We start from the raw sequence: 24,888 nt of genomic DNA, 5'->3' as shown, positions 1-24,888 counted from the left end.
GGATCAGAGATCTTCGGAACCCAGCAGCATCTCGGTGATGCCCATGCCGGCCTTGACCATCGGGAACACGTTCTCGGTGGGGTCGGTACGGAAATCCATGAACACCGTGCGGTCCTTGAGCTTGCGCGCCTCGCGCAGCGCCGGCTCCACGTCTTGTGGACGCTCGATCAGCATGCCGACGTGGCCATAGGCCTCGGCGAGCTTCACGAAGTTGGGCAGCGCGTCCATGTAGCTGTGGCTGTAGCGGCCGGAGTATTCGATCTCCTGCCACTGGCGCACCATGCCCAGGTAGCGGTTGTTGAGCGAGCAGATCTTGATCGGCGTGTTGTACTGCAGGCAGGTCGACAGCTCCTGGATGCACATCTGCACCGAGCCTTCGCCGGTGATGGTGAACACTTCCGAGTCGGGCTTGGCGAGCTTGATGCCCATGGCGTAGGGAATGCCCACGCCCATGGTGCCCAGGCCGCCCGAATTGATCCAGCGGCGCGGCTCGTCGAAGCGGTAGTACTGGGCGGCCCACATCTGGTGCTGGCCGACGTCCGACGTGATGTACGTGTCGGCGTCCTTGGTCATGTTCCAGAGGGTCTCGACCACGAACTGCGGCTTGATCACGTCCTTGTTGTCGCGGTCGTACTTGAGGCAGTCGCGCGAGCGCCAGCTTTCGATGGTCTTCCACCAGTCGGCCAGCGCGCCGGCGTCAGGCTTGGTGGTGCTCTCGCGGATCATCGAGATGAGCTCGGTGAGCACGTCCTTCACGTCGCCGACGATCGGGATGTCGACCTTCACGCGCTTGGAGATGCTCGACGGGTCGATGTCGACGTGGATGATCTTGCGTTCGTTCTGCGCGAAGTGCTTCGGATTGCCGATCACGCGGTCGTCGAAGCGCGCCCCCACGGCCAGCAGCACGTCGCAGTTCTGCATCGCGTTGTTGGCTTCGATGGTGCCGTGCATGCCCAGCATGCCCAGGAACTTGCGGTCGCTCGCCGGATAGGCGCCCAGGCCCATCAGCGTGTTCGTGACGGGGTACCCCAGCATGTCGACCAGCGTGCGCAGCTCGTTCGTGGCGTTGCCCAGGAGCACGCCGCCGCCGGTGTAGATGTAGGGGCGCTTGGCCGCCAGCAGCAGTTGCAGCGCCTTGCGGATCTGCCCGCCGTGGCCCTTGCGCACCGGGTTGTACGAGCGCATCTCGACCTTGTCGGGATAGCCGCTGTACGGGATCTTCTTGAAGGAGACGTCCTTCGGCACGTCCACCACCACGGGGCCGGGACGGCCGCTGCGTGCGATGTGGAAGGCCTTCTTCATCGTCATGGCCAGATCCTTCGGATCCTTGACGAGGAAGTTGTGCTTGACGATGGGGCGCGTGATGCCGACCGTGTCGCATTCCTGGAAGGCGTCCAGGCCGATGGCGGCCGTCGGCACCTGGCCGGAAATGATCACCATCGGGATCGAGTCCATGTACGCCGTCGCGATGCCGGTGACCGCATTGGTCAGGCCGGGACCGGAAGTGACCAGTGCCACGCCGACTTCGCCGGTGGCGCGCGCATAGCCGTCGGCTGCGTGCACGGCGGCCTGTTCGTGGCGCACCAGCACGTGCTGGATGGTGTCCTGCTTGTAGAACGCGTCGTAGATGTAGAGAACCGCGCCGCCCGGGTAGCCCCAGATGTACTGGACGCCTTCGGCCTGCAGTGCCTTGACCAGCACTTCAGCGCCCATGAGTTCTTGCGTGGTGTTGCCGGCGCCAGAGGACGCGGCTGCTGCGGAAGCGAGTTCCGCCTTCGAGATTTCCATGATCAACCTTTGTGTTTTTTCGGGAACGAAAAACCTTGGGTGCCCCTTGCCAGCCCTTGTGGGGCCGCGCCAGGACTTGAGGCCAAAGCCATGAGCGGACTGATGTTCCGCCGGACCGTGACCCGTTTGCCTTTTGACTTGCAAGGCGGATTATGACACTACCGGCGCGTTCAGACTCGCTTCAGGTGCCCTGTCTTGGCACAAAGGCATAATCCGCGGCATAAAAACATGAGCGTTCGCCAAACATCCTCCCCACGCGGCGCGTCCCGCCGCCCCCTCTCATTTGGCTACTGAACACGAACTCTCCGACTTCCTGAAAAACGTCGAACGACGGGCCTTCAAGCGCTCGGTCTATCACGTGCGGGACGAAGAAGCGGCCTTGGACATCGTGCAGGACAGCATGATGAAGCTGGCCCAGCACTACGGCGACAAGCCTGCCGAGGAACTGCCGATGCTGTTCCAGCGCATCCTGTCGAACTGCACGCTCGACTGGTTCCGCCGCCAGAAGACCCGCCGCGCCCTTTTTTCCAATCTGAGCGACTTCGAACCGGCCGACAACGGCGAAGATTTCGACCTGCTGGAGAACTTCGTCTCGCCAACCGACTCCAGAGAATCGGAGAGCGCCGAAGACACCACCCGCCGCAGCCAGGTCTTTCACGAAATCGAAGAACAGATCGCGGCTTTGCCCGGCCGTCAACGCGAGGCTTTCCTGATGCGTTACTGGGAGGAAATGGACGTCGCAGAGACGGCCGCCGCAATGGGCTGCTCCGAGGGCAGCGTCAAAACCCATTGTTCGCGAGCTGTCCACGCTCTGAGCAAGGCGCTCAAGGCCAAGGGAATATCGCTATGAACACTAAGGTTCCAACCTCTCAATCCAGCGCAGCAGAAGACCGCTTCGGCCAACGGCTGGCGGCCCGGCTGTCGGACGGCAATCAAGCCTTGCCGCACGACATCAGCGAGCGCCTGCGTGTTGCCCGTTCGCAGGCCGTGGCCGCGCGCAAGCAGGCGCCGCAGCTGCGCACGGCGCCCGTCGCGGTCCAGTCGGGCCACACGGTCACACTGGGCGGCAGCTGGTGGACGCGCATCGGTTCCGTGGTGCCCCTGATCGCTCTGGTAGCCGGCCTGATCACCATCAGCGTGCTGCAGGACGACGACCGCGCCAGCGAACTCGCCGAGGTCGACTCGGCCCTGTTGACGGGCGACCTGCCGCCCGCCGCCTACACCGATCCCGGCTTCGCCCAATTCCTGAAGTCCGACAGCGCCTCCGACTGAACACCTTGCCCGACCGAATGCGACGCCGCTCCGTTTCCCGTGCGAAAGCCCTGCTTCCGTTGCGCCCGCTCCCGGCGGGCGCCGTCGTTTGGGCGGGTGCGCTGGCAGCCGCGGCCTTCGGCCTGACGCTGGCCGATGCACAGACGCTGCCCGAGGCCGCCAAGCCCGCCACGCACGCTGCGCCCACCAATGGCGCGGCAAGCCCCAAGGCCGTTGCCACGACCAAGCCCCTGTGGAACGAACTGAGCAATGAGCAGCAGCACGCCCTGAAGCCGCTGGCTTCGCACTGGAACACGCTGAACGCCGGCCAAAAGCGCAAGTGGCTGGCCTTGTCGCGCAACTACGCGAACATGCCCGCCGACGACCAGGTCACGCTGCACAGCCGCATGATCGAATGGGCGGCGCTGAGTAACCAGCAGCGCGCCCAGGCCCGCCTGAATTTCGCCGAGGTCAAGCGCGTGCCTGCCGACGAGCGCAAGCTCAAGTGGGAGCAGTACCAGGCGCTGAGCGAAGAAGAAAAACGCAAGCTCGCCGAGAGTGCCCCGCCCAAGCCCCGCGGCGCCGCCCTGCCGGTGCGCCCGGTCTCGTCGCAGAAGCTCGTGCCCGTGCCGGCCGTCACGCCGCCCGGGCAGCACACGCCCCGCATCGTGCCGGCCACGCCCCCCACGCCCGTGCTGCCGCCGGCGGCCATCGTGGTGAGTTCGCCGGCGACGCCACCTGCCGCCGTGGAACGCCCTGCCATGCCGGCCAGCACCGTCGTCGCTCCAGCGGCGTCGGCACCGAGCAGCCTCACGCCGCCGCCAGTGCCCGCCGAGGCCCAGGTGCCGGCGCCGTCCGCGGCCACGGCACCCGCGGCCTCGTCCTCCGCCCCCTGACCGAAGGTTTCGATGGTTTCCAGTTCGCCCGAGGCCTCGGGACCCGGCCAGTCCGCCTCGCCCTCTTCATCCACCCCCAACGCTCCCGCGGTGCCCGGCCTGTGGCGGCGCATGGCCTGCTGGCTCTATGAGGGCATGTTGCTGTTCGCGGTCGTGTTCGTGTCCGGCTGGCTGTTCAGCACGCTGGGCCAGATGCGCGACGCCATGGACGAGCGGCGGCACCTGCTGCAGGCCTTCCTCTTCGTGGTGTTCGGCGTCTACTTCGTCTGGTTCTGGACCAAAGGCCAGACGCTGGCCATGAAGACCTGGAACATCCGCATCGTCGACCGCAACGGCCGCCCCGTCAGCCAGGGCCGCGCACTCGCGCGCTACCTGCTGAGCTGGGTGTGGTTCCTGCCGCCGCTGGCCGCCATCGCCCCATTCAAGCTGTCGGGCGGCGAATCGACCGTCCTGATCTTCGGCTGGGTCGCCATCTGGGCGCTGCTGGCCCGTTTTCACCCCGAGCGCCAGTTCTGGCACGACGCCTGGGCCGGTACGCGGCTCATCACCTCCAAGCCGATGAGCCGCCAATGAGTGCCCTGCCCGACCCCGCCGTGAATCCGCAGAAGGCCCGCAAGGGCTTCGAGCGCGTCTGGCATGCCACCCTGATCTCGCTGCACGGCCTGCGCGCCGGCTGGAGCGAGCCGGCGTTCCGCCAGGAAGCCATCCTGTCGATGCTGATGATCCCGGCCGCCTTCTGGCTCGGGCGCAGTTGGGTCGAGGTGGCGCTGCTCGCCGGCAGCGCCATCCTGGTGATGATCGTGGAGCTGCTCAACACGGCGGTGGAAGCCGCTATCGACCGCATCGGCCCCGAATGGCACGACCTCTCCAAGCGCGCGAAGGACATGGGCAGCGCCGCCGTCCTGCTGTCGCTCACGCTGTGCGGTGGCATCTGGGCCGCGGCCCTGTGGCAACGCTTCGTGTCATGAGCGGGTCCGCCGCCTGCGGCATGATCGCAGGATGACCCCTGAATTTTCGATTTGCGTGTATTGCGGCTCGCGCCCCGGCGAGCGCCCCGAGTTTTCCCAGGCCGCCCAGGCCGTGGGCCAGTGGATCGGCAGCCACCGCGGCCAGCTCGTCTACGGCGGCGGCCGCACCGGCCTGATGGGCACGGTGGCCGAGGCCACCCGCCAGGCCGGCGGCCGCGTCGTCGGCATCATCCCCAAGGCCCTGGTCGACAAGGAACTGGCCAACCCCCTGTGCGACGAACTGCACGTGGTGGACACCATGCACGAGCGCAAGGCCATGATGGGCGAGCGCGCCGACGCCTTCCTCGCGATGGCGGGCGGCATCGGCACCTTCGAAGAACTGTTCGAGATCTGGACCTGGCGCCAGCTCGGCTACCACGACAAGCCGACCGGCATCCTCAACACCGCCGGCTACTACGACGGCCTGCTGAGCTTCCTGGCGCACAGCGTGCGCGAGGGTTTCATGGGCGAATGGCAGATGGACCTGGTGCGCACCGGCACCGACGTGCCCGAACTGCTGACCGCGCTGCGCGCCGAAGTCCCCCTGCACCCCCGCGACGACAAGCTGTCAGAAAACCTCTGACCGAAAACCCCAAGAGCCTCGGGGTCCCATTCCAGCGAACACCGCGGAACCGGCTTTGCCGGGCCGCAGGTGTTGCCCCCGGTAGGGGGTTGGCGAAGCGACACGAAGTGCGCGCAGCCTGGGGGCGAGCTCTAGACTGCGTTTTCGTTTTCTTCGCCGGTGCGGATGCGCACGATGCGCTCCACCTCGGTCACGAAGATCTTGCCGTCGCCGATCTTGCCGGTGCGCGCCGAGCTCACGATGGCCTCGATGCAGCGCTCCACGTCGCTCTCGTTGACGACCACTTCGACCTTCATCTTGGGCAGGAAGTCGACCACGTACTCGGCGCCGCGGTACAGCTCGGTGTGGCCCTTCTGGCGGCCGAAGCCCTTGACCTCGGTCACCGTGAGGCCGGTGACACCCACCTCGGCGAGGGCTTCGCGCACGTCCTCGAGCTTGAAGGGTTTGACGATGGCGGTGATCTGCTTCATGGTTTTTGTGCTCCGGCGGTTTCGTTGAACTTGCTGGTGATAGGGTAACGCCAATCCTTGCCGAAGCTTCGGTGGGTGACCCGGATGCCTACGGGCGCCTGGCGCCGCTTGTACTCGTTGATCCTGATGAGCCGCGCAACCCGCTCGACCACCGCGCGGTCGTAGCCCGCGGCAATGATCTCGTCGATGCCTTCATCGTCCTGCATGTAGCGTGCCAGGATGCCGTCCAGCACGTCGTAGGGCGGCAAGCTGTCCTGGTCGGTCTGGTCGGGGCGCAGCTCGGCGCTCGGGGGCCGCGTGATGATGCGCCCGGGAATCGGTGCCACCCCGGTGCCGTACGGATCATGGGCATTGCGCCAGCGCGCCAGCGCGAACACCGTGGTCTTGAGCAGGTCCTTGATGACCGCGAAACCGCCCGCCATGTCGCCGTAGAGCGTGCAGTAGCCGGTGGCCATCTCGCTCTTGTTGCCGGTGGTCAGCACGATGGCGCCGAACTTGTTCGACAACCCCATGAGCAGCGTGCCGCGGATGCGGGCCTGGATGTTCTCTTCGGCCGTGTCTTCCGGCCGGCCCGCGAACTCCCCGGCCAGCGCGGCCTTGAAGGACTCGAAGGTGTGCCGGATCGAAATTTCGTCGTAGCGCACGCCCAGCCGGCCGGCCATATCGCGCGCGTCGATCCAGCTGATGTCGGCCGTGTAGGGCGACGGCATCATCACCGCGCGGACCTTGTCCTTGCCCAGCGCGTCCACCGCGATCGCGAGCACCAGCGCCGAGTCGATGCCGCCCGACAGCCCCAGGATCGCGCCCGGAAAACCGTTCTTGCCGATGTAGTCGCGCACGCCGAGCACCAGCGCGTCCCACAGCTGCGCCTCGGCGTCGCGCGGCGCGGCGATGGCAGCAGCGTCGGCCACGACGGCGACGCCACCCTGCGCCCCGCGCGCGAGTTCCATGAAGACCAGCCGCTCGCGAAAGCTCTCGGCCTGCGCGGCCAGCGCGCCGTCGGCCTGCAGCGCGAAGGAGGCACCGTCGAACACCACCTCGTCCTGCCCGCCCACCAGGTGCGCGTAGACCAGCGGCAGGCCCACGGCGCGTGCGCGGTCGGCCATGCGCGCCACGCGCTCGCCTTCCTTGCCCACGTGGTACGGCGAGGCGTTGATCACCGCCAGCACCTCGGCGCCGCCGGCGCGCGCCAGCTCGGCCGGCGCGTCGAACCAGGCGTCCTCGCAGATCAGCAGGCCCACCGACACGCCGCCCGCCTCGAACACGCAGGTGCCCTGCCCCGGCGTGAAGTAGCGGCGCTCGTCGAACACCTGGTAGTTCGGCAGCTCGCGCTTGGCGTAGGTCTCGAGGATGCGGCCTTCCTTGATGACACTGGCCGCGTTGTGACGCAGCTGCACGGCCACAGACCGGCTGCGCAGGCTGCCGCCGCTGGGATGCCCCACCACCACGACCATGTCTTTGAGGTCGGCCAGCGCGGCCGCGATGCCTTTCACGGCATCATCACAGGCTTCGGTGAAGGCGGGACGGAGGAACAGGTCCTCCGCCGCATAGCCGGCAATCGAGAGTTCGGGTGTCAGCAGAAGGCGCGCGCCTTGCGCGTAGGCCTCGCGTGCGGCGCCGACGATCTTCTGCGCATTGCCGACGAGGTCGCCCACCACAAAATTGAGTTGCGCGATGGCGAGCTTGAGCGTCATACAGAAGGAAGAAAAAGGCTTGAACGATTATGTCATTCGGGTTCTGGCGTCGCCGTCGGACATCGACCCGCAAGCCTGGAACGCCCTGCTCGCCGCGCAGCCCGAGCCCTCGCCCTTCATGCGCCACGAATACCTCGCGGCGATGCACGACAGCGGCAGCGCCTCGCCCGAGCGCGGATGGACGCCGCAGTTCGTCACGCTGTGGCGCGGCGATGTGCTCGAAGCCGCCTGCGCGCTCTACCTCAAGGACCATTCCTACGGCGAGTACGTGTTCGACTGGGCCTGGGCCAACGCCTACGAGCAGCACGGGCTCGCCTATTACCCGAAGGCCGTGGTGGCGGTGCCCTTCACGCCCGTGCCGGGCGCCCGGCTGCTGGCACGCGACGCGCCAAGCCGCACGCTGCTGGTGCAGGCGCTGGTGGCGGTCTGCAAGGAACAGGAACTTTCGTCTTTGCATCTGCTGTTCGGCGCCGACGCCGACATCGCCGCGTGCACCGAAGCCGGGCTCATGCGGCGCCATACGGTGCAGTTCCATTGGACGAACACGCAGCCGAGCTACACAGACTTCGACGCCTTCCTCGCCAGCCTCGCGCACGACAAGCGCAAGAAGATCCGCCAGGAACGTCGCAAGGTCGCCGAGGCCGGCGTCAGCTTCCGCTGGTCGCGCGGCACCGACATCTCGACCGCCGACTGGGATTTCTTCTACCGCTGCTACGAGCGCACCTACCGCGAGCACGGCAACCCGCCCTACCTCACGCACGATTTCTTCCAGCGCATGGCCGACACGCTGCCCGAGGCGTGGCTGCTGTTCGTGGCGGAGCGCGACGGACGCCCCATCGCGACCAGCCTGATCGCGCTTTCCACCGACCAAGCCCAGCCGCTGGTGGCCTACGGCCGCTACTGGGGCGCGCTGGAGCGCGTCGACTGCCTGCACTTCGAGGCCTGCTACTACCAGCCCATCGCCTGGTGCATCGCGCACGGCGCGGTGCGCTTCGAAGGTGGCGCGCAGGGCGAGCACAAGATGGCCCGTGCGCTGATGCCGGTGCGCACCACCAGCGCCCACTGGCTCGCGCACTCGTCGTTCGCCGATGCCGTCGAGCGCTTCCTCGAGCGCGAAGGCGCCGGCATCGAGAACTACATGGACCACCTCGGCGAACGCAGCCCGTTCAAGGCGACCTGATCGGTGCGGGAGCGCCGGGGGCTGCTATAAAGCCGCCCGGCACTCAAACAACCACACACAACACACAGGGAGCACCGATGCCATTCGTCGGACTGGGACTGCACATCCTCATCGCGCTGTACTTCGCCGTGCATGCCATGCGCCACGGCAAGCAGATGTACTGGCTCATCATCCTCTTCAGCTTTCCGCTGCTCGGCAGCATCGTGTACTTCGTGGTCGAGTACCTGCCGGCCTCGCGCATGCAGCGCACCGCGGGCAAGGTGGCGAACGCGGCCATCGGCTTCATCGACCCCGAGCGCGAGTACCGCGCCGCTGCCGACGCCTACGACCTCGCGCCCACGGCGCAGAACAAGCTGCGCCTGGCCAAGGCCGCGCTGGACCGCGGCCAGGCGGCCGACGCCGTCGGGCACTACCGCGACGCGCTGAAAGGCCCCTTCGCTTCCGACCCCGAGCTGCAGTTCGGCCTGGCCAGTGCGCTGATCGCCGAAGGTAGCCCGGCGTCGGCCCGCGAAGCCTCGCAGGCACTGCAGAGCCTGCGTGCCACGCGCGACGACTACCGCAAGGACGAGGTCGCCGTGCTCAACGCCCGCGCGCTGGCCGCCGAGGGCCGCACGCCGGAAGCGCGCGAAGCCTTCGAGGCGGCGCTGAGCACCTACAACACGGTGGAAACGCGCGCCCGCTACATCGCGTGGCTGGCGCAGCAAGGCGACACCGCCGGTGCGCAGCGCCATTGGAACGAGCTGCAGCAGGCGGCGCGCCACTGGAACGCGCATGCGCGAGGCGTCAACCGCGAATGGATGCGGCTGGCCGGGGATGCGGTCCGGGGCTGACGGCCCGGAGCCTCCAGGCCGTTTCTTTCAAGCGAAAGAAATTACTTCTTGTACGCGGCGATGCCGTCGAGAACTTCCTTCTTGGCGGCGTCGATGCCTTCCCAGCCCAGCACCTTGACCCACTTGCCGGCTTCCAGGTCCTTGTAGTGCTCGAAGAAGTGGCTGATGGCCTTCAGGCGCATCGGGTTCACGTCGTCGACCGACTTCCAGTGGCTGTAGATCGGCAGCACCTTGTCGGTGGGCACGGCCAGCACCTTGCCGTCGACGCCGGCTTCGTCTTCCATCATCAGGATGCCCAGGGGGCGGCAGGGCACGACCACGCCCGGCAGCAGCGGGTACGGGGCGATCACCAGCACGTCGACCGGGTCGCCGTCGCCCGACAGGGTCTGCGGCACGTAGCCGTAGTTGGCGGGGTAGTACATGGCCGTCGTCATGAAGCGGTCCACGAAGATCGCGCCCGATTCCTTGTCGACTTCGTACTTGATCGGGTCGGCGTTCATCGGGATTTCGATCACGACATTGAAGGCGTCGGGGACGTTCTTGCCGGGGGAGACTTTGTCGAAGGACATGACGTTTTTCGAGTAGTTGAAAAGTATGAGACGGATGGGGACAAACCCGGAGTTTACTTTCCGTGTCACGGGCCGGTCGTACGCGTGTGTGTTTTTGCCTGTAAATTGCAAGCGTTGGCCAATCGGCTCCGCACCTTCGGTGCAGCGAGCTTCGAGGAAGCAACGCGGCGGAGAACATGGTCCCGTACGCGTTGCGCGCAGGGCCCAGGCTGTCCGTCTCCACAAGTCACAACGAACGAATGGAGAAGCAAAGCATGAGCGGCAACACCCCCCTGATTCTTGCCATCGTCTGCGGCCTGGTGGCCGTAGGCTACGGTTTCTGGGCCCGAAGTTGGATTCTCGCCAAGGACCCGGGCAACGCCCGGATGCAGGAAATCGCCGCGGCCATCCAGGCCGGCGCCTCGGCCTACCTCGCCAAGCAGTACACCACCATCGCGGTGGTGGGCGTGGTGCTCGCGGTGCTCATCGCCCTCTTCCTCGACCTGACCACGGCCGCCGGCTTCGTGGTCGGCGCGGTGCTCTCGGGCGCCTGCGGCTTCATCGGCATGAACGTGTCGGTGCGCGCCAACGTGCGCACCGCGCAAGCCGCGACCAAGGGCATCGGCCCGGCGCTCGACGTGGCGTTTCGCGGCGGCGCCATCACCGGCATGCTGGTGGTGGGCCTGGGCCTCTTGGGCGTGACGGGCTTCTACTGGTTCCTGGCCGGCAGTGCGCCGAAGGCGGACCACAGCCTGGCGGCCATCCTCAATCCGCTGATCGGCTTTGCCTTCGGCTCCTCGCTGATCTCGATCTTCGCGCGCCTGGGCGGCGGCATCTTCACCAAGGGCGCTGACGTCGGCGCCGATCTGGTGGGCAAGGTCGAGGCGGGCATTCCGGAAGACGACCCGCGCAACCCGGCGGTGATCGCAGACAACGTGGGCGACAACGTCGGCGACTGCGCCGGCATGGCGGCCGACCTGTTCGAGACCTACGCGGTGACGCTCATCGCCACCATGGTGCTGGGCGCGCTGATGGTCACGGCGGCACCACTGGACGCGGTGCTGTACCCGCTGGCGCTGGGCGGCGTGTCGATCATCGCGTCGATCATCGGCTGCTTCTTCGTGAAGGCCTCGCCGGGCATGGTCAACGTGATGCCGGCGCTCTACAAGGGCCTGGCGGTGGCGGGCATCCTGTCGCTGATCGCGTTCTGGTTCGTCACGAGCTGGATCATTCCGGACAACGCCATTGCCGCCAGCGGCAGCCAGCTGAAGCTGTTCGGCGCCTGCTTCGTGGGCCTGGCGCTCACGGCCGCGCTGGTGTGGGTCACCGAGTACTACACCGGCACGCAGTACAAGCCCGTGCAGCACATCGCGCAGGCCTCGACCACCGGCCACGGCACCAACATCATCGCGGGCCTGGGCGTGTCGATGCGTTCGACGGCCTGGCCGGTGATCTTCGTGTGCATCGCGATCCTGGCCTCGTACGCCCTCGCGGGCCTGTACGGCATCGCGGTGGCCGCCACGTCGATGCTGAGCATGGCTGGCATCGTGGTGGCGCTGGATGCCTACGGTCCCATCACCGACAACGCCGGCGGCATCGCCGAGATGAGCGAGCTGCCCGCCAGCGTGCGTGACATCACCGACCCGCTGGACGCGGTGGGCAACACCACCAAGGCCGTGACCAAGGGCTACGCGATCGGCTCGGCCGGCCTGGCCTCGCTGGTGCTCTTTGCCGACTACACCCACAAGCTGGAGAGCTTCGGGCTGAACATCAGCTTCAACCTGAGCGATCCGATGGTGATCGTCGGCCTGTTCATCGGCGGCCTGATCCCCTACCTCTTCGGCGCGATGGCCATGGAGGCCGTGGGCCGCGCGGCCGGTGCGGTGGTGGAAGAAGTGCGCCGCCAGTTCCGCGAGATCCCCGGCATCATGGAAGGCACCGGCAAGCCCGAGTACGGCAAGGCCGTGGGCATGCTGACCGGCGCGGCCATCAAGGAAATGATGATCCCGTCGCTGCTGCCGGTGGTGGTGCCGATCCTGGTCGGCCTGGTACTGGGACCGAAGGCGCTGGGCGGCCTGCTGATGGGCACCATCGTCACCGGCCTGTTCGTCGCCATCAGCATGTGCACGGGCGGCGGTGCGTGGGACAACGCCAAGAAGTACATCGAAGACGGCCACCACGGCGGCAAGGGCTCCGAGGCGCACAAGGCGGCGGTCACCGGCGACACCGTGGGCGACCCGTACAAGGACACGGCCGGCCCGGCGGTGAATCCGCTGATCAAGATCATCAACATCGTGGCGCTGCTGATCGTGCCGCTGGTGGTCAAGTTCCACGCCGGCGATGCGGCCGCGGCCGTGCCGACCAAGGTCGAGACGCCGCCTGCAGCCACCGCTCCCGCCGCGATGGCGCCGGCGGCCACGCCGGCCGCCACCCTCGCCTCGGCGGCCGTCGGGGCCACCGAAGCCGCCGCCGTGAAGGTCGAGAACGGCATCGTGAAGTTCTACTTCGCGAGCGCCAGCGCCGAGGTCGCACCCAATGCCAAGGAGGCGCTGTCCGATGTCATCAAGGCCGTGCAGAGCGGCAGCACCGTGCTGGTGAGCGGCTACCACGACGCCAGCGGCGACGCGGCCAAGAACGCCGAGCTGGCCAAGCAGCGCGCCATGGCCGTGCGCGACGCCATCAAGGCCGCAGGTGCGCCCGAGGACAAGATCGAACTCGCCAAGCCCGAGCAGTCGCAGGCCGACGGGCCGGCCTCGGAAGCACGCCGCGTCGAAGTGAAAGTGAAGTCCTGACATGCCCACGCCCGCCCGGCTCGAAGCCTTCATTGCCGCCGTCGAAGGCGGAGCGCATGCGCAGGTCATCGAAGATTTCTACACCGAAGACGCCACCATGCGCGAGAACCAGGCCGAGCCGCGGCGCGGGCGCAGCACGCTCGTTGCGCAGGAAAGCGCCGTGCTCGCGCGCACCGAGTCGGTGGCGTCGACCTGCGTGCGGCCGGTGCTGGTGAACGGCGACCACGTCGCCATCCACTGGATCTTCGAGTTCGTCTTCAAGGGCGGCGGCCGCATGCGCATGGAAGAGATCGCCTGGCAGCGCTGGGACGGCGAGCGCATCGCCGAAGAACAGTTCTTCTACGACCCGGCGCAGCGCAAGTCGGGCTGAGGATGCCCCGCCCGGACCGCGCGATCCGGGCTGGTTTTATGCAACATTTTCGATGTAACATTGAAACTGTCACATGAACGCATCCACCGCCACACCCGATTCCACGGCCCCGCAGGACCTCTCCATCGAGGCCCTGGCGGCGCGCACGGGCGTCACGGTGCGCAACATCCGCGCCTACACCACGGGCGGCCTGCTGCCGCCACCGCGGCTGCAGGGCCGGCTCGGCCTGTACGGCCCCGACCACGCCCAACGCCTGGCGCTGATCCGCGAACTGCGCGAACAGGGCTTCGGCATCGAGGCGATCCGCCGCATCTTCACGCGCGCGCCGGCCTCCACCTGGCCCGACCTGCTGGCCGTGGCCCGCTCGGTGTCGGGCAGCCTGTTCGCCGAAGAAACGCCCGTGGTGGTGTCGGCCCAGGCGCTGGCCACCAAGTGGCAGGGCCAGATGACGCCTGCCCTGCTCGGCCGCGCCACCCGCGCCGGCCTCATGCGCGAATTGCCCGACGGCCAGGTGCAGGTGCTGAGCCCGGCGCTCGGCCAGGTCGCAGAACAGCTGGCCGCGCTGGGCCTGCCGCTCGAAGCGGTCATCGGCATGCAGGAAACCATGGTCCGCACGCTGCGCACCGTGGCGCGGCGCTGGCTGCGTACGCTGGCCGACAGCCTGCTCTCCGGCGACACCCTCGATGCCGGCCGCGCCGCGCAGCTGCTCGAGAAAGCACGGCCGCTGGCCACCGGGGCGGTGCAGGCCGCCTTTCCCGTGATCCTGCAGCAGGAGCTCGACGCCCTGCTGCACAAGACCGCCTGATGCCGATGACACGACCTCGCCTCGCCCTTCTTCCGTCCCTGCTGCTGTTGCCGGCCTTCCTCGGCGGCGCGGCTTTCGCGCAGCAGCAGGCCCGCGGCGACACCACCTCCACGCTGGCGCTGAGCTTCGACGCCGCGCGCCAGCGCATGGTCGAACGCTCCGACAAGCTGGCCGCCGCGCGCATCGCCGTCGAGGCCAAGGAACTGCAGAGCGAAGGCGTCAAGCGCCTGGGCGGGCCGGTGGTCAGCATCTCGGGGCTGGCCTATGCGTACAACGCGAACCTGAACCTCGACCTCGACCCGCTCAATCAGAAGCTCGGCCAGATCGGCTCGTCGCTGCCGCCGTCGATCCAGAGCTTCGTCTCGCGCGTGCCGATTCCGCAGCTGCCCAACAGCTACACGCTCAACCGCCACGACACCGGCGCCAACGCCTCGGTGTCGGCTGTGTGGCCGCTCTACCTGGGTGGCGCGACCGACGCGGTGCGCGGCTTCGTCTCGGCGCAGGCGCGCGAAGCCCAGGCCGATGCCGAACAGGCCGGCCACGAGGTCGACACGCTGCTGGTGCAGCGCTACTTCGGCGCCCAGCTCGCGCAGCGCGCGGCCACGCTGCGCCTGCAGGCCGAGCGCACCATCGCCCAACATGACGCGGCGGCGCAGAAGATGCTCGCGGCCGGCGTGATCTCGCGCGTCGAGCGGCTGCAGGCCAGCGCCGCCTACGAAGAGGCGCGCCGCAACGCCCGCAAGGCCGAGAACGACGCCGCACTCGCGGGCGTGGCCCTGGCGCGCACCGTGCGCGCCGAAGGCAGCGTCACGCCACAGACGCCGCTGTTTCTCATCAGCGCGCCGATCGAGCCGCTCGGCCACTTCATCGATGCGGCGCTCACGCGGCATCCGGGTCTGGGCAAGGTCGCGGCCAAGAAGGCGCAGGCCGAGCAGCTGCACGAGGGCGAAGAGGCCCTGCGCCGCCCGCAGGTGATCGCCTTCGGCACGCGCGAGATCAAGAGCGGCAACGCCGACTGGGTGGCCGGCCTCGGCGTGCGCTGGACGCTGTATGACTCGGTCGACCGCAACGCGCTGTCGGCCGCCTCGCACAAGCAGGTCGAACAGGCCGAGCGCACCGACCTGCAGGCGCGCAGCGACATCTCGCTGCTGGTCGAACGCAACTGGCGCGCGCTGGACAACGCGCGCCGCCAGTACCTCGAGATGAAAGTCTCGGTCGAACTCGCGCAAGAGGTGGTCAAGCTGCGCACCGCCGGGCTGCGCGAAGGCACCAGCACCACGCTCGACCTGATCGATGCCGAGACCAATCAGGCCAAGGTGCTGACCGAACGCGCGCAGGCCGCCAACGACTACGTGCAGGCGCTCGCGCAGCTGCTCGAGAGCGCGGGCCTGTCCGAGACTTTTTCTGACTACATCGCGCGCGCCGACGTGAAGGTGAACTGACCATGATGAGTGCCAAGACCCGCCGACTGATCGCCATCGCCGCCGCACTGCTCGTGCTGGTGCTGCTCGTCTGGGGCTTCTGGCGCGCCGCGCAGCCGGCGCCCGAGATATTCCAGGGCCAGATGGAAGCGCGCGAGACCGACGTGGCCGGCAAGGTCACGGCGCGCATCGCCGAAGTGGCGGTGAAGGAAGGCGAGCGCATCCAGGCCGGCGCCCTGCTGGTGCGCATGGACAGCCCCGAGGTGCGCGCCAAGCTGGCGCAGGCCACCGCCGCCGAGCAAGCCGCACAGGCCGTGGCCGACAAGGCGCAGAACGGTGCCCGCCCGCAGGAGATCGAAATGGCGCGCATGCAGTGGCAGCGCGCCGAAACCGCCGCCCAACTCGCGCAGACCTCGTTCCGCCGCGTCGACGGTCTGGCACGCGACGGCCTCGTGGCCGACCAGAAGCGCGACGAAGCCGAAGCCAACTGGAAGGCCTCGCGCGACGCCGCCGTGGCGGCCAAGGCGCAGTACGACATGGCGCGCACCGGCGCCCGCCCCGAGGACAAGGCCGCCGCCAACGCACAGGCGCGGCAGGTGGCCGGCGTGGTCGCCGAGGTGGAGGCCGCCAAGGCCGAGACCGAGCTGCGCAGCCCGGTCGCCGGCGAGGTGGCCAAGGTGCTCGCCAAGGTCGGCGAACTCTCGCCGCAGGGCGTGGCCGTGGTCACGGTGGTCGACCTGAACGACCAGTGGGTGGTGCTCAACGTGCGCGAAGACCGGCTGGCCCGCTTCGCGCTCGACAAGGAATTCGACGCCCGCCTGCCCGCCCTGCCCGAGGACCGGCGCACCGCCCGCTTCAAGGTCTACTACAGCGGCGTGCTGCCCGACTTCGCCACCTGGCGCGCCACGCGCGGCGGTGCCGGCTTCGACGTGCGCACCTTCGAGGTCCGCGCCCGGCCGCTCAAGCCGATCGAAGGCGCGCGCCCCGGCATGAGCGTTCTGGTCGACTGACGCCGCGCCCGCCATGAGCCTGCGCGGCTTTTCCACCGCCAGCGCCCGGCGCGAATTCGCGCTGCTGCGCACGCGTCCGTGGGACCTGGCCATGATCTCGTGGGTGCCGCTGCTCGCGGTGTTCCTGATCTGGTGGATCTTCTCGGCCGGCCTGCCCGAGCGCCTGCCGATCGGCGTGCTCGACCAGGACCACTCCGCCCTCTCGCGCCAGCTGGTGCGCTTCCTGGACGCCACGCCGGGCCTGCGCGTGGCGCAGCGGTACGCCGACGAAGGCGAGATGCAGCGCGCGCTCACCAGCGGCGCCGTCGATGCGGCGGTGCAGTTGCCGCGCGAGCTGAGCCGCGACGTCAAGCAGGGCCGCGTCGGGCAGGTCGTGCTGCTGCACAACGCGCAGCTGGGTACGCATTCGAGCCTGATCCAGCGCGACGTGCGCACCGCCGTCGCCACGGTGTCGGCCGGCGTCGAGCTCGCGGTGCGCAACAAGCGCGGCGAGTCGATGAAGGCCGCGCGCGTGAGCATGGACCCGGTCAAGGCCAGCATGGTGGCGCTGTTCAACACCTCGACCGACTACGAGCAGTTTCTCGGTGCCGCGCTCATTCCGGCGCTGCTGCACATCCTCGCGATGACGGCCGGCGCCTGGGCCGTGGGCCGCGAGCTGCGCGACCGCAGCCTGGGCGGCTGGCTCGGCGCGGCGCCGCGCTGGCCCGAAGCGCTGGCCGCGCTGGCGGGCAAGCTGGCGCTGCCGTTCGCGAGCCTGTCGGCGGTGGGCCTGGCCGCCATGCTGTGGATCACGGCGGGCCGCGGCTGGCACCCGGTCGGCTCGGTGGGATGGACGCTGTTCGCGCTGATGGTGTTCCTGGCGCTGTCGATCGCGCTCGGCGCCTTCGTGGCCAGCCTCACGCGCTCGCTGCGCACCGCGCTGTCGGCCACCGGCTTCATCACCGCGCCGGCCTTCGCGTTCGGCGGCGTGGGCTTTCCGCTGGTCGCCATGCCGGTGCTCGCACAGCTGTGGGCCGGACTGCTGCCCTACACGCATTACATCCGCGTGCAGATGGAGCAGCTGCAGATGGGTGCGCCCCTGGCCTACTCGGCCGCCACGCCGCTGTGGATGGTGGTGGGCACCGCGGTGCTGCTGGCCGTGTCGGCCACGCTGCTGGTGCGTGCGGCCGGTGCGCCCGAGACGTGGGGAGGCCGCTGATGAGCACGCGCATCCAGGGCTTCGCCGACGCCTGGCGCGACACCGCCCTCGGCGTGCTGCGCGACAAGGGCGTGCTGCTGATCATGCTGCTCGCGCCCATCATCTACGGCTTCTTCTACCCGTGGCCCTACGGCACGCAGGCCGTCACGCGAGTGCCGGTGGCGGTGGTCGACCAGGACCACAGCGGGCTGTCGCGGCAGATCGCGCGCTTCGCCATGGCCAGCCCGCGGCTGGATGTGCGCATGGTCACGTCCGACGTGCACGAGGCGCAGCAGGCGCTGTGGCGCGGCGAGATCGAAGGCTATGCGCTGCTGCCAAAGGACCTCAAGCGCAACGTGCTGCGCGGTACGCCGGCGGTGGTGAGCATCGAGGGCAACGGCGCCTACGCGCTGCTGAACAAGGCGGTGCTGTACGGCTTTTCGGAGGCGGTGGGCACGGTGTCGGCCGGTGTGGAGATCCGCAAGCTGCAGGCCGGCGGCCAAAGCGCGGTGCAGGCTGCGCGCAGCCGCAGCCCGCTCAACACGCAGCTGGTGGCGCTGTTCAACCCGACCGAGGGCTACGGCAGCTACGTGGTGCCGGCGGTGGCGCTGCTGATCCTGCAGCAGACGCTGCTGATGGGCGCCGCGATGCTGGCCGGCACCTGGGCCGAGGCCGGCCGGCTGCGCGCGGGCATGGGCGCGTGGCTGGGGCGGCTCGGTGCGCTGTCGGGCTTCGGCGTGCTGAGCGGCCTGTTCTATTTCGGCTGGGTCTTCTTCCTGCAGGACTATCCGCGTGGCGGCAATCCATTCGGCGCGCTGGTGCTGCTGCTGTTCTACGTGCCCGCGATCTGCGTGCTCGGCCTGCTGCTGGGCTGCTGGTTCCGCGACCGCGAACGTGCGCTGCAGGTGCTGCTCTTCACTGCGCTGCCGATGGCCTTTCTCTCGGGCTTCTCGTGGCCTGTCGAGGCCCTGCCCGCGCCGCTGCAGGCGCTGCGCTGGCTGTTCCCCAGCACGGCGGGCATCCAGGCCTCGCTGCGGCTCAACCAGATGGGGGCGCCGCTGCACGACGTGCTGCCGTACCTCGGGGCGCTGGCGGCGATGGTGGTCGCGGGGCTGCTCGTGTTGTGGGCTGCGGCCACGCCGTGCCAGAACGAGCGTGACTAGCGTCGGCTGTCCGCCGCCACGGCGCGCACCAGCCGCGTGGCGGGCGCCACCAGCTCGCGCAGGTCGCCCACGCGGTCCTGCTCGATGGCCTGCAGCACCAGTTCGTTGATGCCGCCCACCACCGTCATCGCCATCTGACTGCTCATGTGCGCCGCGGGCACCTCGCCTGAATCGCTGCTGTTGATCGCCACCTGGATGAAGTTGGCGATCTCGCCGTTCACGCGGCGCCGCGCCGCCAGGCCCGGCAGGCCCAACCCGAGGATCTCGACGAACAGTGTGCGCAGCAGCACCGGGTCCTGCGCGAGGTAGTCCATGTAGGCGGTCATCGCCTGCTCCACCTGCGTGTGCCACGGCTGGGCCGGGTCGAAGGCCTCGCTCACGGCCTGCAGGCCGAGCCGGCTGGCCGTTTCATACAGCGCGATCAGACACTCGGTCTTGGTGCTGAAGTGCTCGTAGAACGTGCGCCGCGACACGGCGGCCTCGCGCACGATGTCGGCGATGGTGGTGTCGGCGTAGCCCTTGGCCGCCACGGCATGCGCCATGCCCTGGAGCAGCCGCGCGTAGTGCTCGCTGGCCGCGCCTTCGGCGGCATCGGGCGTGGCGGTTTTGTCGATGGTGGCAGTCATGTGCGATTCATTTTCCTACGCCTTGGTACTTGACAGTACCAATTCACAATTGCACCATGGCGGCACGCGGTACGGAGTTGTACCAACTTTTACCCACGAACTCAGGAATTGCCCCCCATGACCGAACTCGTTGTCCGCCGCCTGCTGATCGACCTGCAATCGCCCTTCTCGCGCGACTGGTGCGGCGGCGATGCCTTTTCGACGGCTTTCTTCAACGCCTTGTCGATGAGTTTCCCCTTCGGCGAGCAGTTCTTCATCGACGCCGTGCGCGACGCCATGGCCACGCTGCCGACCGAGGTGCAGGAGCGCTACCGCGCCGACGTGCGCGGCTTCATCGGCCAGGAGGCGACGCACCGGCGCATCCATTCGCTGTTCAACGCGCACCTGGAGCAGCAGGGCCTGGTCGACCGCTGGACTGCGCGCGCCAGCCAACGCATGGAACTGATGGACGGCGCCGATCCGCGCCACGCGCTGGCCGTGACGGCGGCCACCGAGCACTTCACGGCGATGTTCGCCGAGTGGCTGCTGGCCCGCCCCGAGATCCTGGACGGCGCCGAGCCCCGGCTGCGCACGATGTGGCTGTGGCACAGCGCGGAAGAGCTGGAGCACAAGAGCGTGGCCTTCGACATCTACAAGGCCACGGGCGGCTCGGACGAATGGCGCACGCGCTGGTTCCGCCGCGTGACGGTGATGTTCCTCGGCGACCTGATGCGCCAGACGGTCGACAACCTGCGGCATGAAAAACAATTGTGGAAGTGGGCCACCTGGAAGAGCGCCGCGCGCATCCTGCTGGGCCGCGGCGGCCTGCTGCGGGGCAATCTCGCGGGCTGGCGCCAGTACCTGCGCAGCGACTTCCACCCCGACCAGCAGGACAGCAGCCTCTCGGCACGCTGGCTGGCCGACAACGGCGCGCAGTTCACGCCCGTGGGCGCGCCTGCGGCAACGTCGGCCTGAGTTCGTCAGTAGATGCTGGCGCGGTGCGGGCTCAGCGCGCCCGCCTGCGTCGGCTGCCCGTCGGCGCGCAGCGTGAGGTCGTGCAGCGTGTCGAAATCGGACGGCGCATCGGGCACGCGCATCACCACTTCGAGTTCGTGCATGGAAGCGACCCAGCGGCCGGCCGGCGATTCGGCGGGCTCGTCATTGGCGAACACGCCGTCGCGGATGTAGAGCGTTTCGCCTTCGGGGCGTTCGCCGTGCAGCTCGATCAGGCGTGCGATCGAGAAGTTGTAGGTCACCAGCTTTTCGCGCGTGCGGCGGTCCTTGCCACCGCAGTTGAACGAGCCCTCGGCCGCGATCACGATGCAGGAGCCGTCCACCCCGCCGTCGATGGCGATCTCGTTGCCCGAGCGCCAGATGGCGTTGGGCAGGCGCACGCGGACCTTGTCGATCACGAGGTCGCGTTGCTTGTTGAGGGCACCCAGCGGCGGCACCAGCGAGCGCAATTGGCGCAGGCGCTCGGCGAAGTTGTCGTCCATGAGGAATTCGACATGGTGCGTGGCGCTGCCGGACGAGCGCTTGACGACCTGCATGACGACGTGACGTGGCTTGTTCACAGCTCAGGCCCTCCACGCAGAGAAAAATCCACGCCCGCTGCGGGGCACCGATCGCCTTCTTGCTGGATTTGAGTGGTCATCGGCTACAAATTAGAACTTTAGATTAAATGCAATTACTTGCATCATTTGTGTCCAACTGTATATCGATTGCGACCGGGATGGAAGGCAATCGACGACATGCCGATGAGGCCATGTCGCCAACGCGACGCGGCGCCGTGCTAGGCGCTCAGCTCGACGATGCTTCGGCCTCGAGGGCCTCGTCGAGCGCCTTGCACGAAGGCGCGCAGACGGTCTGCGACTTGCCCAGCACCTGACGCGTGCGCAGCTGCGAACGCACGCGGTGCTTGCCGCACATGAAGCAGGACATCGTGGCCCCGCTGAACGACGCCGAGGCGCGGAACGGAGAGCCCGGCGCCTTCGATTTGTAGCGCAGCCCGTCCGCCACCACTGCCGTTTTCACTTCACCCTTGGCCATGCATCTTGTCCTTGTTCGATTCGTCACCGCGCATGGCGCGGGCAATGGCTTCCCTGGCTGCGCCTTCGGCGGCCAGGGAAACGTCCAGCGCCGAGCGGCAAAGGCCGGCGTGCTGGTAATTCATATTTTCGTAGACCTCGGAGGCGGCCGGATAGGCATCGAGCAACTGGCCCAGTTCGGCACCGGGCTCGACGTCTTCGAATTCATGCACCAAGTGCTCGACCACCGAGCGGTACTGCTCGGCGCCAACCGGCACGGCGCTGTGCTCAAGCCTCTCCAGCAGTTGAGCCAGCACGTGGGTCACTGCCAGATCGGTCTTGGGAGACGGATTTCGGGTCGTGTTCATGGTTTGCATGTGGGGACAGCATACCCCTATGCAAGGGGCGGGTCGCGCGGAAGTGTCTCTGCCGACATGGCTTCCTGCGCCGCGCGCATGCGCTGGAGCAGGCTGTGAAGCATTTCGGTCGACAGGCCGTGGATCACCAGCCGGTGCCCGGCCCGCAAGGTCGACAGCGGCACCAGCGGATGCTTGTTGTTGACCAGGATCAGGTGCTCGGGCGCGTTCAGGATCGTCGCCGCGTAGATGCCGATGGTTTCGTCCAGTTGCAAGGAGTTGGCGGCGCGCCAGAAATCGTTGTCGGTCAGCATCAGCTGGTACAGCGGCGTGAACAGCTCGATGGCGCTTTGCAGGTCGAGAAAATTGAGCTTGCCCTGCGGCATGTCTTCCAGCCGCAACGCCGGCGGCTGGATCATCGAGAAATCGACCTGCTCGGCCTTGCACAGCGCCAACCCCTTGTCGCGCAGCGCCGTGTTCAGCCGGATCACGAAGTTGAACAGGTTCAGGTCGTGCTTCAGGAACATCTCGTCCTTCAGCGCGTCGATGTCGGCCGGCTCCAGCGGCGAGGTACCCACGGGCGCGGGCGAGTTGCGCCCGATGAAGGCCAGCACCTGCGAGCCCAGGTGAAAGTGCCTCAGGATCAGCCAGTTGGCCTCGGGCGACACGAAGCGCTTGAGCCCCCACGCCAGGAAGCGGTGCAGCAGCATCGAGTGCGACCAGTTGCGCGGCACGAACACCTTCACGATCTGGATCAGGATGATCGTCAGCCGCGCAATCGGCCGCAGGAACGGCAGCAGGTACTGGCGCGAGGCCGAGCTCGAATCGGCCAGCCACGCAGCCTTCACGTCGTCGGGCAGCGGCGTGCTCTGGTCGAGGTAAAGCGCCAGCCAGGGGCTGGGGTCGCGCTCGTCGTGGGCTTGCGTCAGGAATTCAGGCGTTCGGCTCACTAGAAACCTCCGCCTTCGGCTGCGGTATTCGCCTTGGGGCGGCCCGGCGGCTCATGGGGCATTCGTTCGGTGATGTGCTGGAACTGCATCAGGTACAGCGCCGCCGTATGGCGTGCGGTGTCGGCAATCTGTCGGGCGGCGCGGGCCTGCCCTTCCACGGCCATCACCATCTCGACCGCGGCGAGCCAGCGGTTCAGGTGGTGCTCGTCGTTGTGGCCGTGGTACTCGAGGAAACGGAACGCATCGGGCGGCAGCTTCAGGCTGGCCTTGAGCAGCGGCAGCAGCGCCGGCACGATGCGCTGGCCCGTGCCTTCGATGATGTAGATCGCGCCCAAAAGGCCAATCGGGTCGCGCGTGGCGGCCAGGCCGTGCAGGTAGGCGTTGAGTGCCTCGCCGCCGGGGTTGCGGCGCAGCTCGTCGATCGATTCGACCGTGCCGCCGGCCTTGCGATAGTCGCTGAAGAGGATGTTGAAGTCGTTCTGCTCCTCGCCCGCGTGCACGTCGATCAGCGACGACAGCATGCGGTACGGCTCGCTCAGCGAAGCGGCGCCTTCGCGCATCCACAGGCTGCCTTCGCGCACCTGCGGCACCCACTGTTCCATCCAGTTCAGGTAGTCGGGCACGGCAAAGCGGCGCTCGCGGATCTGGCGGATCAGCGGCGTGCGCCACACGCGCGAGCGGTAGTCGTGCCAGATGGCGGCCAGCTCGGTCAGCAAGGCGCCCAGGCCTTCGGGCGCTGCGGCCGGGTCGTGCGGGGGCGCAATGACGAGGTCGTCGTCGGGCGCCACTGCCGCCGCCGCGCGGGGCGCGATCACGACGGGCGCCGCATCGACGGCCTCGACCTCGAGCAGCATGTACGCTGCCATGAAGCGCCCCGACTCCGGCACATAGCAGAAGATCTGCTCGCCCGGCTTCAGCGCCTTGGTGTGCAGGAACTCGGCGAGCATCACGAGGATCGATGCCGCGCCCGTGTTGCCGCGCCAGGCCAGGTTGCTCCACCAGCGCTCGCGCGGAATCGCCAGGTCGGCCTTGGCCATCAGGTCTTCGACCACCGGGATGAATTTTTCCGACGAGTAGTGGCACAGGAAATGGTCGACCCGCTTCGGATCGACCCAGCCGTCGCGCACCAGGCCCGCGTATTCGTGGATGCCGATGTCGAACAGGTGCGGCAAGAGCCGGATGTCCTGGCGCAGCGACAACGCGCCGGCTGCCTCGGCCTCGGCCCACGAGCCGAAATCGAGATGCCCGCGCGCGCGGTCTTCGGTGAGGCCCAGCTGCATGCACACCGGGTAGTCGCCCGAGAACGCGCGCTGGTGCACCCACTTCAGCTTCAGGCGCAGCCCCGGCTTGCCGGCCAGCGCGGGCGTGCCGTCGGACAGCAGCAGCGCGCCCGCGCCATCGGACAGCATCCAGCGCAGGAAGTGCGAGTCGAAATCGGTCTCGTAGCCGCGCGCGGCAAAGCGCGAGCGCTTGAACAGGCGCGACGGCATTTCGCTGGCCACCGCCAGCGCCGAACGGTGCGCACCCAGTTCGATGCCCTGCGCGGCCGTCTGGATCGCCGACACGCCGGCCGCGCAGATGCCGTGCACCGAATGCGTTTCCATCGGCTGCGCCGCCAGCTCGCCCTGGATCATGTTGGCGAAGCCGGGCATCAGCGTGTCGCCGCCCGAGGAGCCGCTGGCCAGCAGCGACACGCGCGACAGCTCCGCGCCGCCACGCTGCAGGCAGTCGCGGATCGCACCGGCCGCCAGCTGCGCGTTGGTGTGGCGCGTCACGCCCTCTTCGTCGATCGCGTAGTGCCGCGTGAGGATGCCGTTCTCGGCCAGGATGCGGCGCTTGATGCGCTCCGACATGCGGTTGAGCGGCGCGATGTACGCGTCCATGCGGTCGTTGGGAACAGGCTCGCCGGGCATGAAGTAGCCGGCACTTTCGAGGTACACGCGTTGGAATGAAACGGGCATGGGT

General features: G+C 68.1%; 26 protein-coding genes. 16 read left to right on the top strand and 10 right to left on the bottom strand.

Annotated elements, in window-relative coordinates; genetic code table 11:
• Positions 1-3 precede the first annotated feature (3 nt).
• The gene (locus tag AC3WQR_RS06745) at positions 4-1,788 is read right to left on the bottom strand and encodes an acetolactate synthase 3 catalytic subunit (protein ID WP_062478065.1); all 1,785 of its coding nucleotides are present in this window, start codon (positions 1,786-1,788) and stop codon (positions 4-6) included.
• Between the two features lie 283 nt (positions 1,789-2,071).
• On the opposite strand from AC3WQR_RS06745, the gene AC3WQR_RS06740 reads away from it, so the two are divergent.
• From AC3WQR_RS06740 to AC3WQR_RS06715, 6 genes are read left to right on the top strand one after another with little or no spacing between them, the layout of a single operon-like run.
• A complete protein-coding gene (locus AC3WQR_RS06740; RefSeq protein WP_062478063.1) occupies positions 2,072-2,638 on the top strand; it encodes an RNA polymerase sigma factor in 567 nt (188 codons plus the stop codon).
• A complete protein-coding gene (locus tag AC3WQR_RS06735) occupies positions 2,635-3,060 on the top strand; it encodes a DUF3619 family protein (RefSeq protein WP_062478060.1) in 426 nt (141 codons plus the stop codon). Before AC3WQR_RS06740 ends, AC3WQR_RS06735 begins: the two co-directional genes overlap by 4 nt.
• Positions 3,061-3,119: 59 nt before the next feature.
• Positions 3,120-3,935: a DUF3106 domain-containing protein gene (locus tag AC3WQR_RS06730; RefSeq protein ID WP_492741517.1), complete on the top strand. Its 816-nt coding sequence runs from the start codon at positions 3,120-3,122 to the stop codon at positions 3,933-3,935.
• Positions 3,936-3,947: 12 nt separating this feature from the next.
• Positions 3,948-4,508, top strand: coding sequence for an RDD family protein (locus AC3WQR_RS06725; protein WP_492741516.1), 561 nt, complete (start codon positions 3,948-3,950; stop codon positions 4,506-4,508).
• On the top strand, positions 4,505-4,903 hold the full coding sequence (locus tag AC3WQR_RS06720; protein WP_062481435.1) for a diacylglycerol kinase: 399 nt from the start codon (positions 4,505-4,507) through the stop codon (positions 4,901-4,903). The genes AC3WQR_RS06725 and AC3WQR_RS06720 overlap by 4 nt, the downstream gene beginning before the upstream one ends.
• 31 nt (positions 4,904-4,934) lie before the next feature.
• Positions 4,935-5,525: an LOG family protein gene (locus tag AC3WQR_RS06715; RefSeq protein WP_492741514.1), complete on the top strand. Its 591-nt coding sequence runs from the start codon at positions 4,935-4,937 to the stop codon at positions 5,523-5,525.
• Between the two features lie 131 nt (positions 5,526-5,656).
• On the opposite strand, the gene AC3WQR_RS06710 is transcribed toward AC3WQR_RS06715, so the two are convergent.
• Both AC3WQR_RS06710 and AC3WQR_RS06705 read right to left on the bottom strand, forming a co-directional pair.
• Positions 5,657-5,995: a P-II family nitrogen regulator gene (locus AC3WQR_RS06710; RefSeq protein WP_056580191.1), complete on the bottom strand. Its 339-nt coding sequence runs from the start codon at positions 5,993-5,995 to the stop codon at positions 5,657-5,659.
• Positions 5,992-7,689, bottom strand: a complete 1,698-nt coding sequence (locus tag AC3WQR_RS06705) for an NAD+ synthase (RefSeq protein WP_492741512.1) — start codon at positions 7,687-7,689, stop codon at positions 5,992-5,994. The genes AC3WQR_RS06710 and AC3WQR_RS06705 overlap by 4 nt, the downstream gene beginning before the upstream one ends.
• A 19-nt stretch (positions 7,690-7,708) precedes the next feature.
• Between AC3WQR_RS06705 and AC3WQR_RS06700 the strand changes: the two genes are divergently transcribed.
• A complete protein-coding gene (locus tag AC3WQR_RS06700) occupies positions 7,709-8,869 on the top strand; it encodes a GNAT family N-acetyltransferase (protein WP_492741511.1) in 1,161 nt (386 codons plus the stop codon).
• A gap of 77 nt (positions 8,870-8,946) precedes the next feature.
• On the top strand, positions 8,947-9,699 hold the full coding sequence (locus tag AC3WQR_RS06695) for a hypothetical protein (RefSeq protein WP_492741510.1): 753 nt from the start codon (positions 8,947-8,949) through the stop codon (positions 9,697-9,699).
• Between the two features lie 41 nt (positions 9,700-9,740).
• On the opposite strand, the gene ppa is transcribed toward AC3WQR_RS06695, so the two are convergent.
• Positions 9,741-10,268 (bottom strand): inorganic diphosphatase, encoded by a 528-nt coding sequence (ppa, locus tag AC3WQR_RS06690; protein ID WP_007834256.1) that lies wholly within the window; start codon positions 10,266-10,268, stop codon positions 9,741-9,743.
• 254 nt (positions 10,269-10,522) lie between these two features.
• Between ppa and AC3WQR_RS06685 the strand changes: the two genes are divergently transcribed.
• The 7 genes from AC3WQR_RS06685 to AC3WQR_RS06655 all read left to right on the top strand — a co-directional run bounded on the left by AC3WQR_RS06685 (position 10,523) and on the right by AC3WQR_RS06655 (position 18,985).
• Positions 10,523-13,039: a sodium-translocating pyrophosphatase gene (locus AC3WQR_RS06685; RefSeq protein WP_492741509.1), complete on the top strand. Its 2,517-nt coding sequence runs from the start codon at positions 10,523-10,525 to the stop codon at positions 13,037-13,039.
• 1 nt (position 13,040) lies between these two features.
• A complete protein-coding gene (locus AC3WQR_RS06680; protein ID WP_492741508.1) occupies positions 13,041-13,409 on the top strand; it encodes a nuclear transport factor 2 family protein in 369 nt (122 codons plus the stop codon).
• A gap of 73 nt (positions 13,410-13,482) precedes the next feature.
• Complete coding sequence (locus AC3WQR_RS06675) at positions 13,483-14,214, top strand: MerR family transcriptional regulator (protein WP_492741507.1); 732 nt, start codon at positions 13,483-13,485, stop codon at positions 14,212-14,214.
• A 5-nt stretch (positions 14,215-14,219) separates the two neighbouring features.
• Complete coding sequence (locus AC3WQR_RS06670) at positions 14,220-15,656, top strand: TolC family protein (protein WP_223301332.1); 1,437 nt, start codon at positions 14,220-14,222, stop codon at positions 15,654-15,656.
• 2 nt (positions 15,657-15,658) lie between these two features.
• Positions 15,659-16,645: an HlyD family secretion protein gene (locus AC3WQR_RS06665; protein ID WP_492741506.1), complete on the top strand. Its 987-nt coding sequence runs from the start codon at positions 15,659-15,661 to the stop codon at positions 16,643-16,645.
• A gap of 13 nt (positions 16,646-16,658) precedes the next feature.
• Positions 16,659-17,843: an ABC transporter permease gene (locus tag AC3WQR_RS06660; RefSeq protein WP_492741505.1), complete on the top strand. Its 1,185-nt coding sequence runs from the start codon at positions 16,659-16,661 to the stop codon at positions 17,841-17,843.
• Positions 17,843-18,985, top strand: coding sequence for an ABC transporter permease (locus tag AC3WQR_RS06655; RefSeq protein WP_492741504.1), 1,143 nt, complete (start codon positions 17,843-17,845; stop codon positions 18,983-18,985). Before AC3WQR_RS06660 ends, AC3WQR_RS06655 begins: the two co-directional genes overlap by 1 nt.
• Here AC3WQR_RS06655 and AC3WQR_RS06650 read toward each other — a convergent pair.
• Positions 18,982-19,611: a TetR/AcrR family transcriptional regulator gene (locus tag AC3WQR_RS06650; RefSeq protein ID WP_492741503.1), complete on the bottom strand. Its 630-nt coding sequence runs from the start codon at positions 19,609-19,611 to the stop codon at positions 18,982-18,984. The two genes, AC3WQR_RS06655 and AC3WQR_RS06650, sit on opposite strands and share 4 nt — an antisense overlap.
• Positions 19,612-19,728: 117 nt before the next feature.
• On the opposite strand from AC3WQR_RS06650, the gene AC3WQR_RS06645 reads away from it, so the two are divergent.
• Positions 19,729-20,565 (top strand): metal-dependent hydrolase, encoded by an 837-nt coding sequence (locus AC3WQR_RS06645; protein WP_492741501.1) that lies wholly within the window; start codon positions 19,729-19,731, stop codon positions 20,563-20,565.
• Between the two features lie 5 nt (positions 20,566-20,570).
• Here AC3WQR_RS06645 and AC3WQR_RS06640 read toward each other — a convergent pair whose 3' ends face one another.
• The 5 genes from AC3WQR_RS06640 to AC3WQR_RS06620 form a co-directional block, all read right to left on the bottom strand.
• On the bottom strand, positions 20,571-21,164 hold the full coding sequence (locus AC3WQR_RS06640) for a hypothetical protein (protein WP_070060930.1): 594 nt from the start codon (positions 21,162-21,164) through the stop codon (positions 20,571-20,573).
• A gap of 226 nt (positions 21,165-21,390) precedes the next feature.
• Positions 21,391-21,639 (bottom strand): hypothetical protein, encoded by a 249-nt coding sequence (locus AC3WQR_RS06635; RefSeq protein WP_056580179.1) that lies wholly within the window; start codon positions 21,637-21,639, stop codon positions 21,391-21,393.
• Positions 21,626-21,985 carry a hypothetical protein gene (locus tag AC3WQR_RS06630; RefSeq protein WP_370680636.1) on the bottom strand — a complete coding sequence of 120 codons (360 nt, stop codon included), beginning with the start codon at positions 21,983-21,985 and terminating at the stop codon, positions 21,626-21,628. Before AC3WQR_RS06630 ends, AC3WQR_RS06635 begins: the two co-directional genes overlap by 14 nt.
• 26 nt (positions 21,986-22,011) lie before the next feature.
• Positions 22,012-22,923 carry a DUF6999 family protein gene (locus AC3WQR_RS06625; protein WP_492741500.1) on the bottom strand — a complete coding sequence of 304 codons (912 nt, stop codon included), beginning with the start codon at positions 22,921-22,923 and terminating at the stop codon, positions 22,012-22,014.
• The gene (locus tag AC3WQR_RS06620; protein WP_492741498.1) at positions 22,923-24,884 is read right to left on the bottom strand and encodes an iron-containing redox enzyme family protein; all 1,962 of its coding nucleotides are present in this window, start codon (positions 24,882-24,884) and stop codon (positions 22,923-22,925) included. The genes AC3WQR_RS06625 and AC3WQR_RS06620 overlap by 1 nt, the downstream gene beginning before the upstream one ends.
• Between the last annotated feature and the right edge of the window lie 4 nt (positions 24,885-24,888).

It is taken from the genome of Variovorax sp. FW305-3-2-15-B-LB1 (assembly GCF_058787635.1).
Note: the sequence above shows the minus strand (reverse complement) of the source record. Positions and strands in the feature narration are given on the sequence as shown.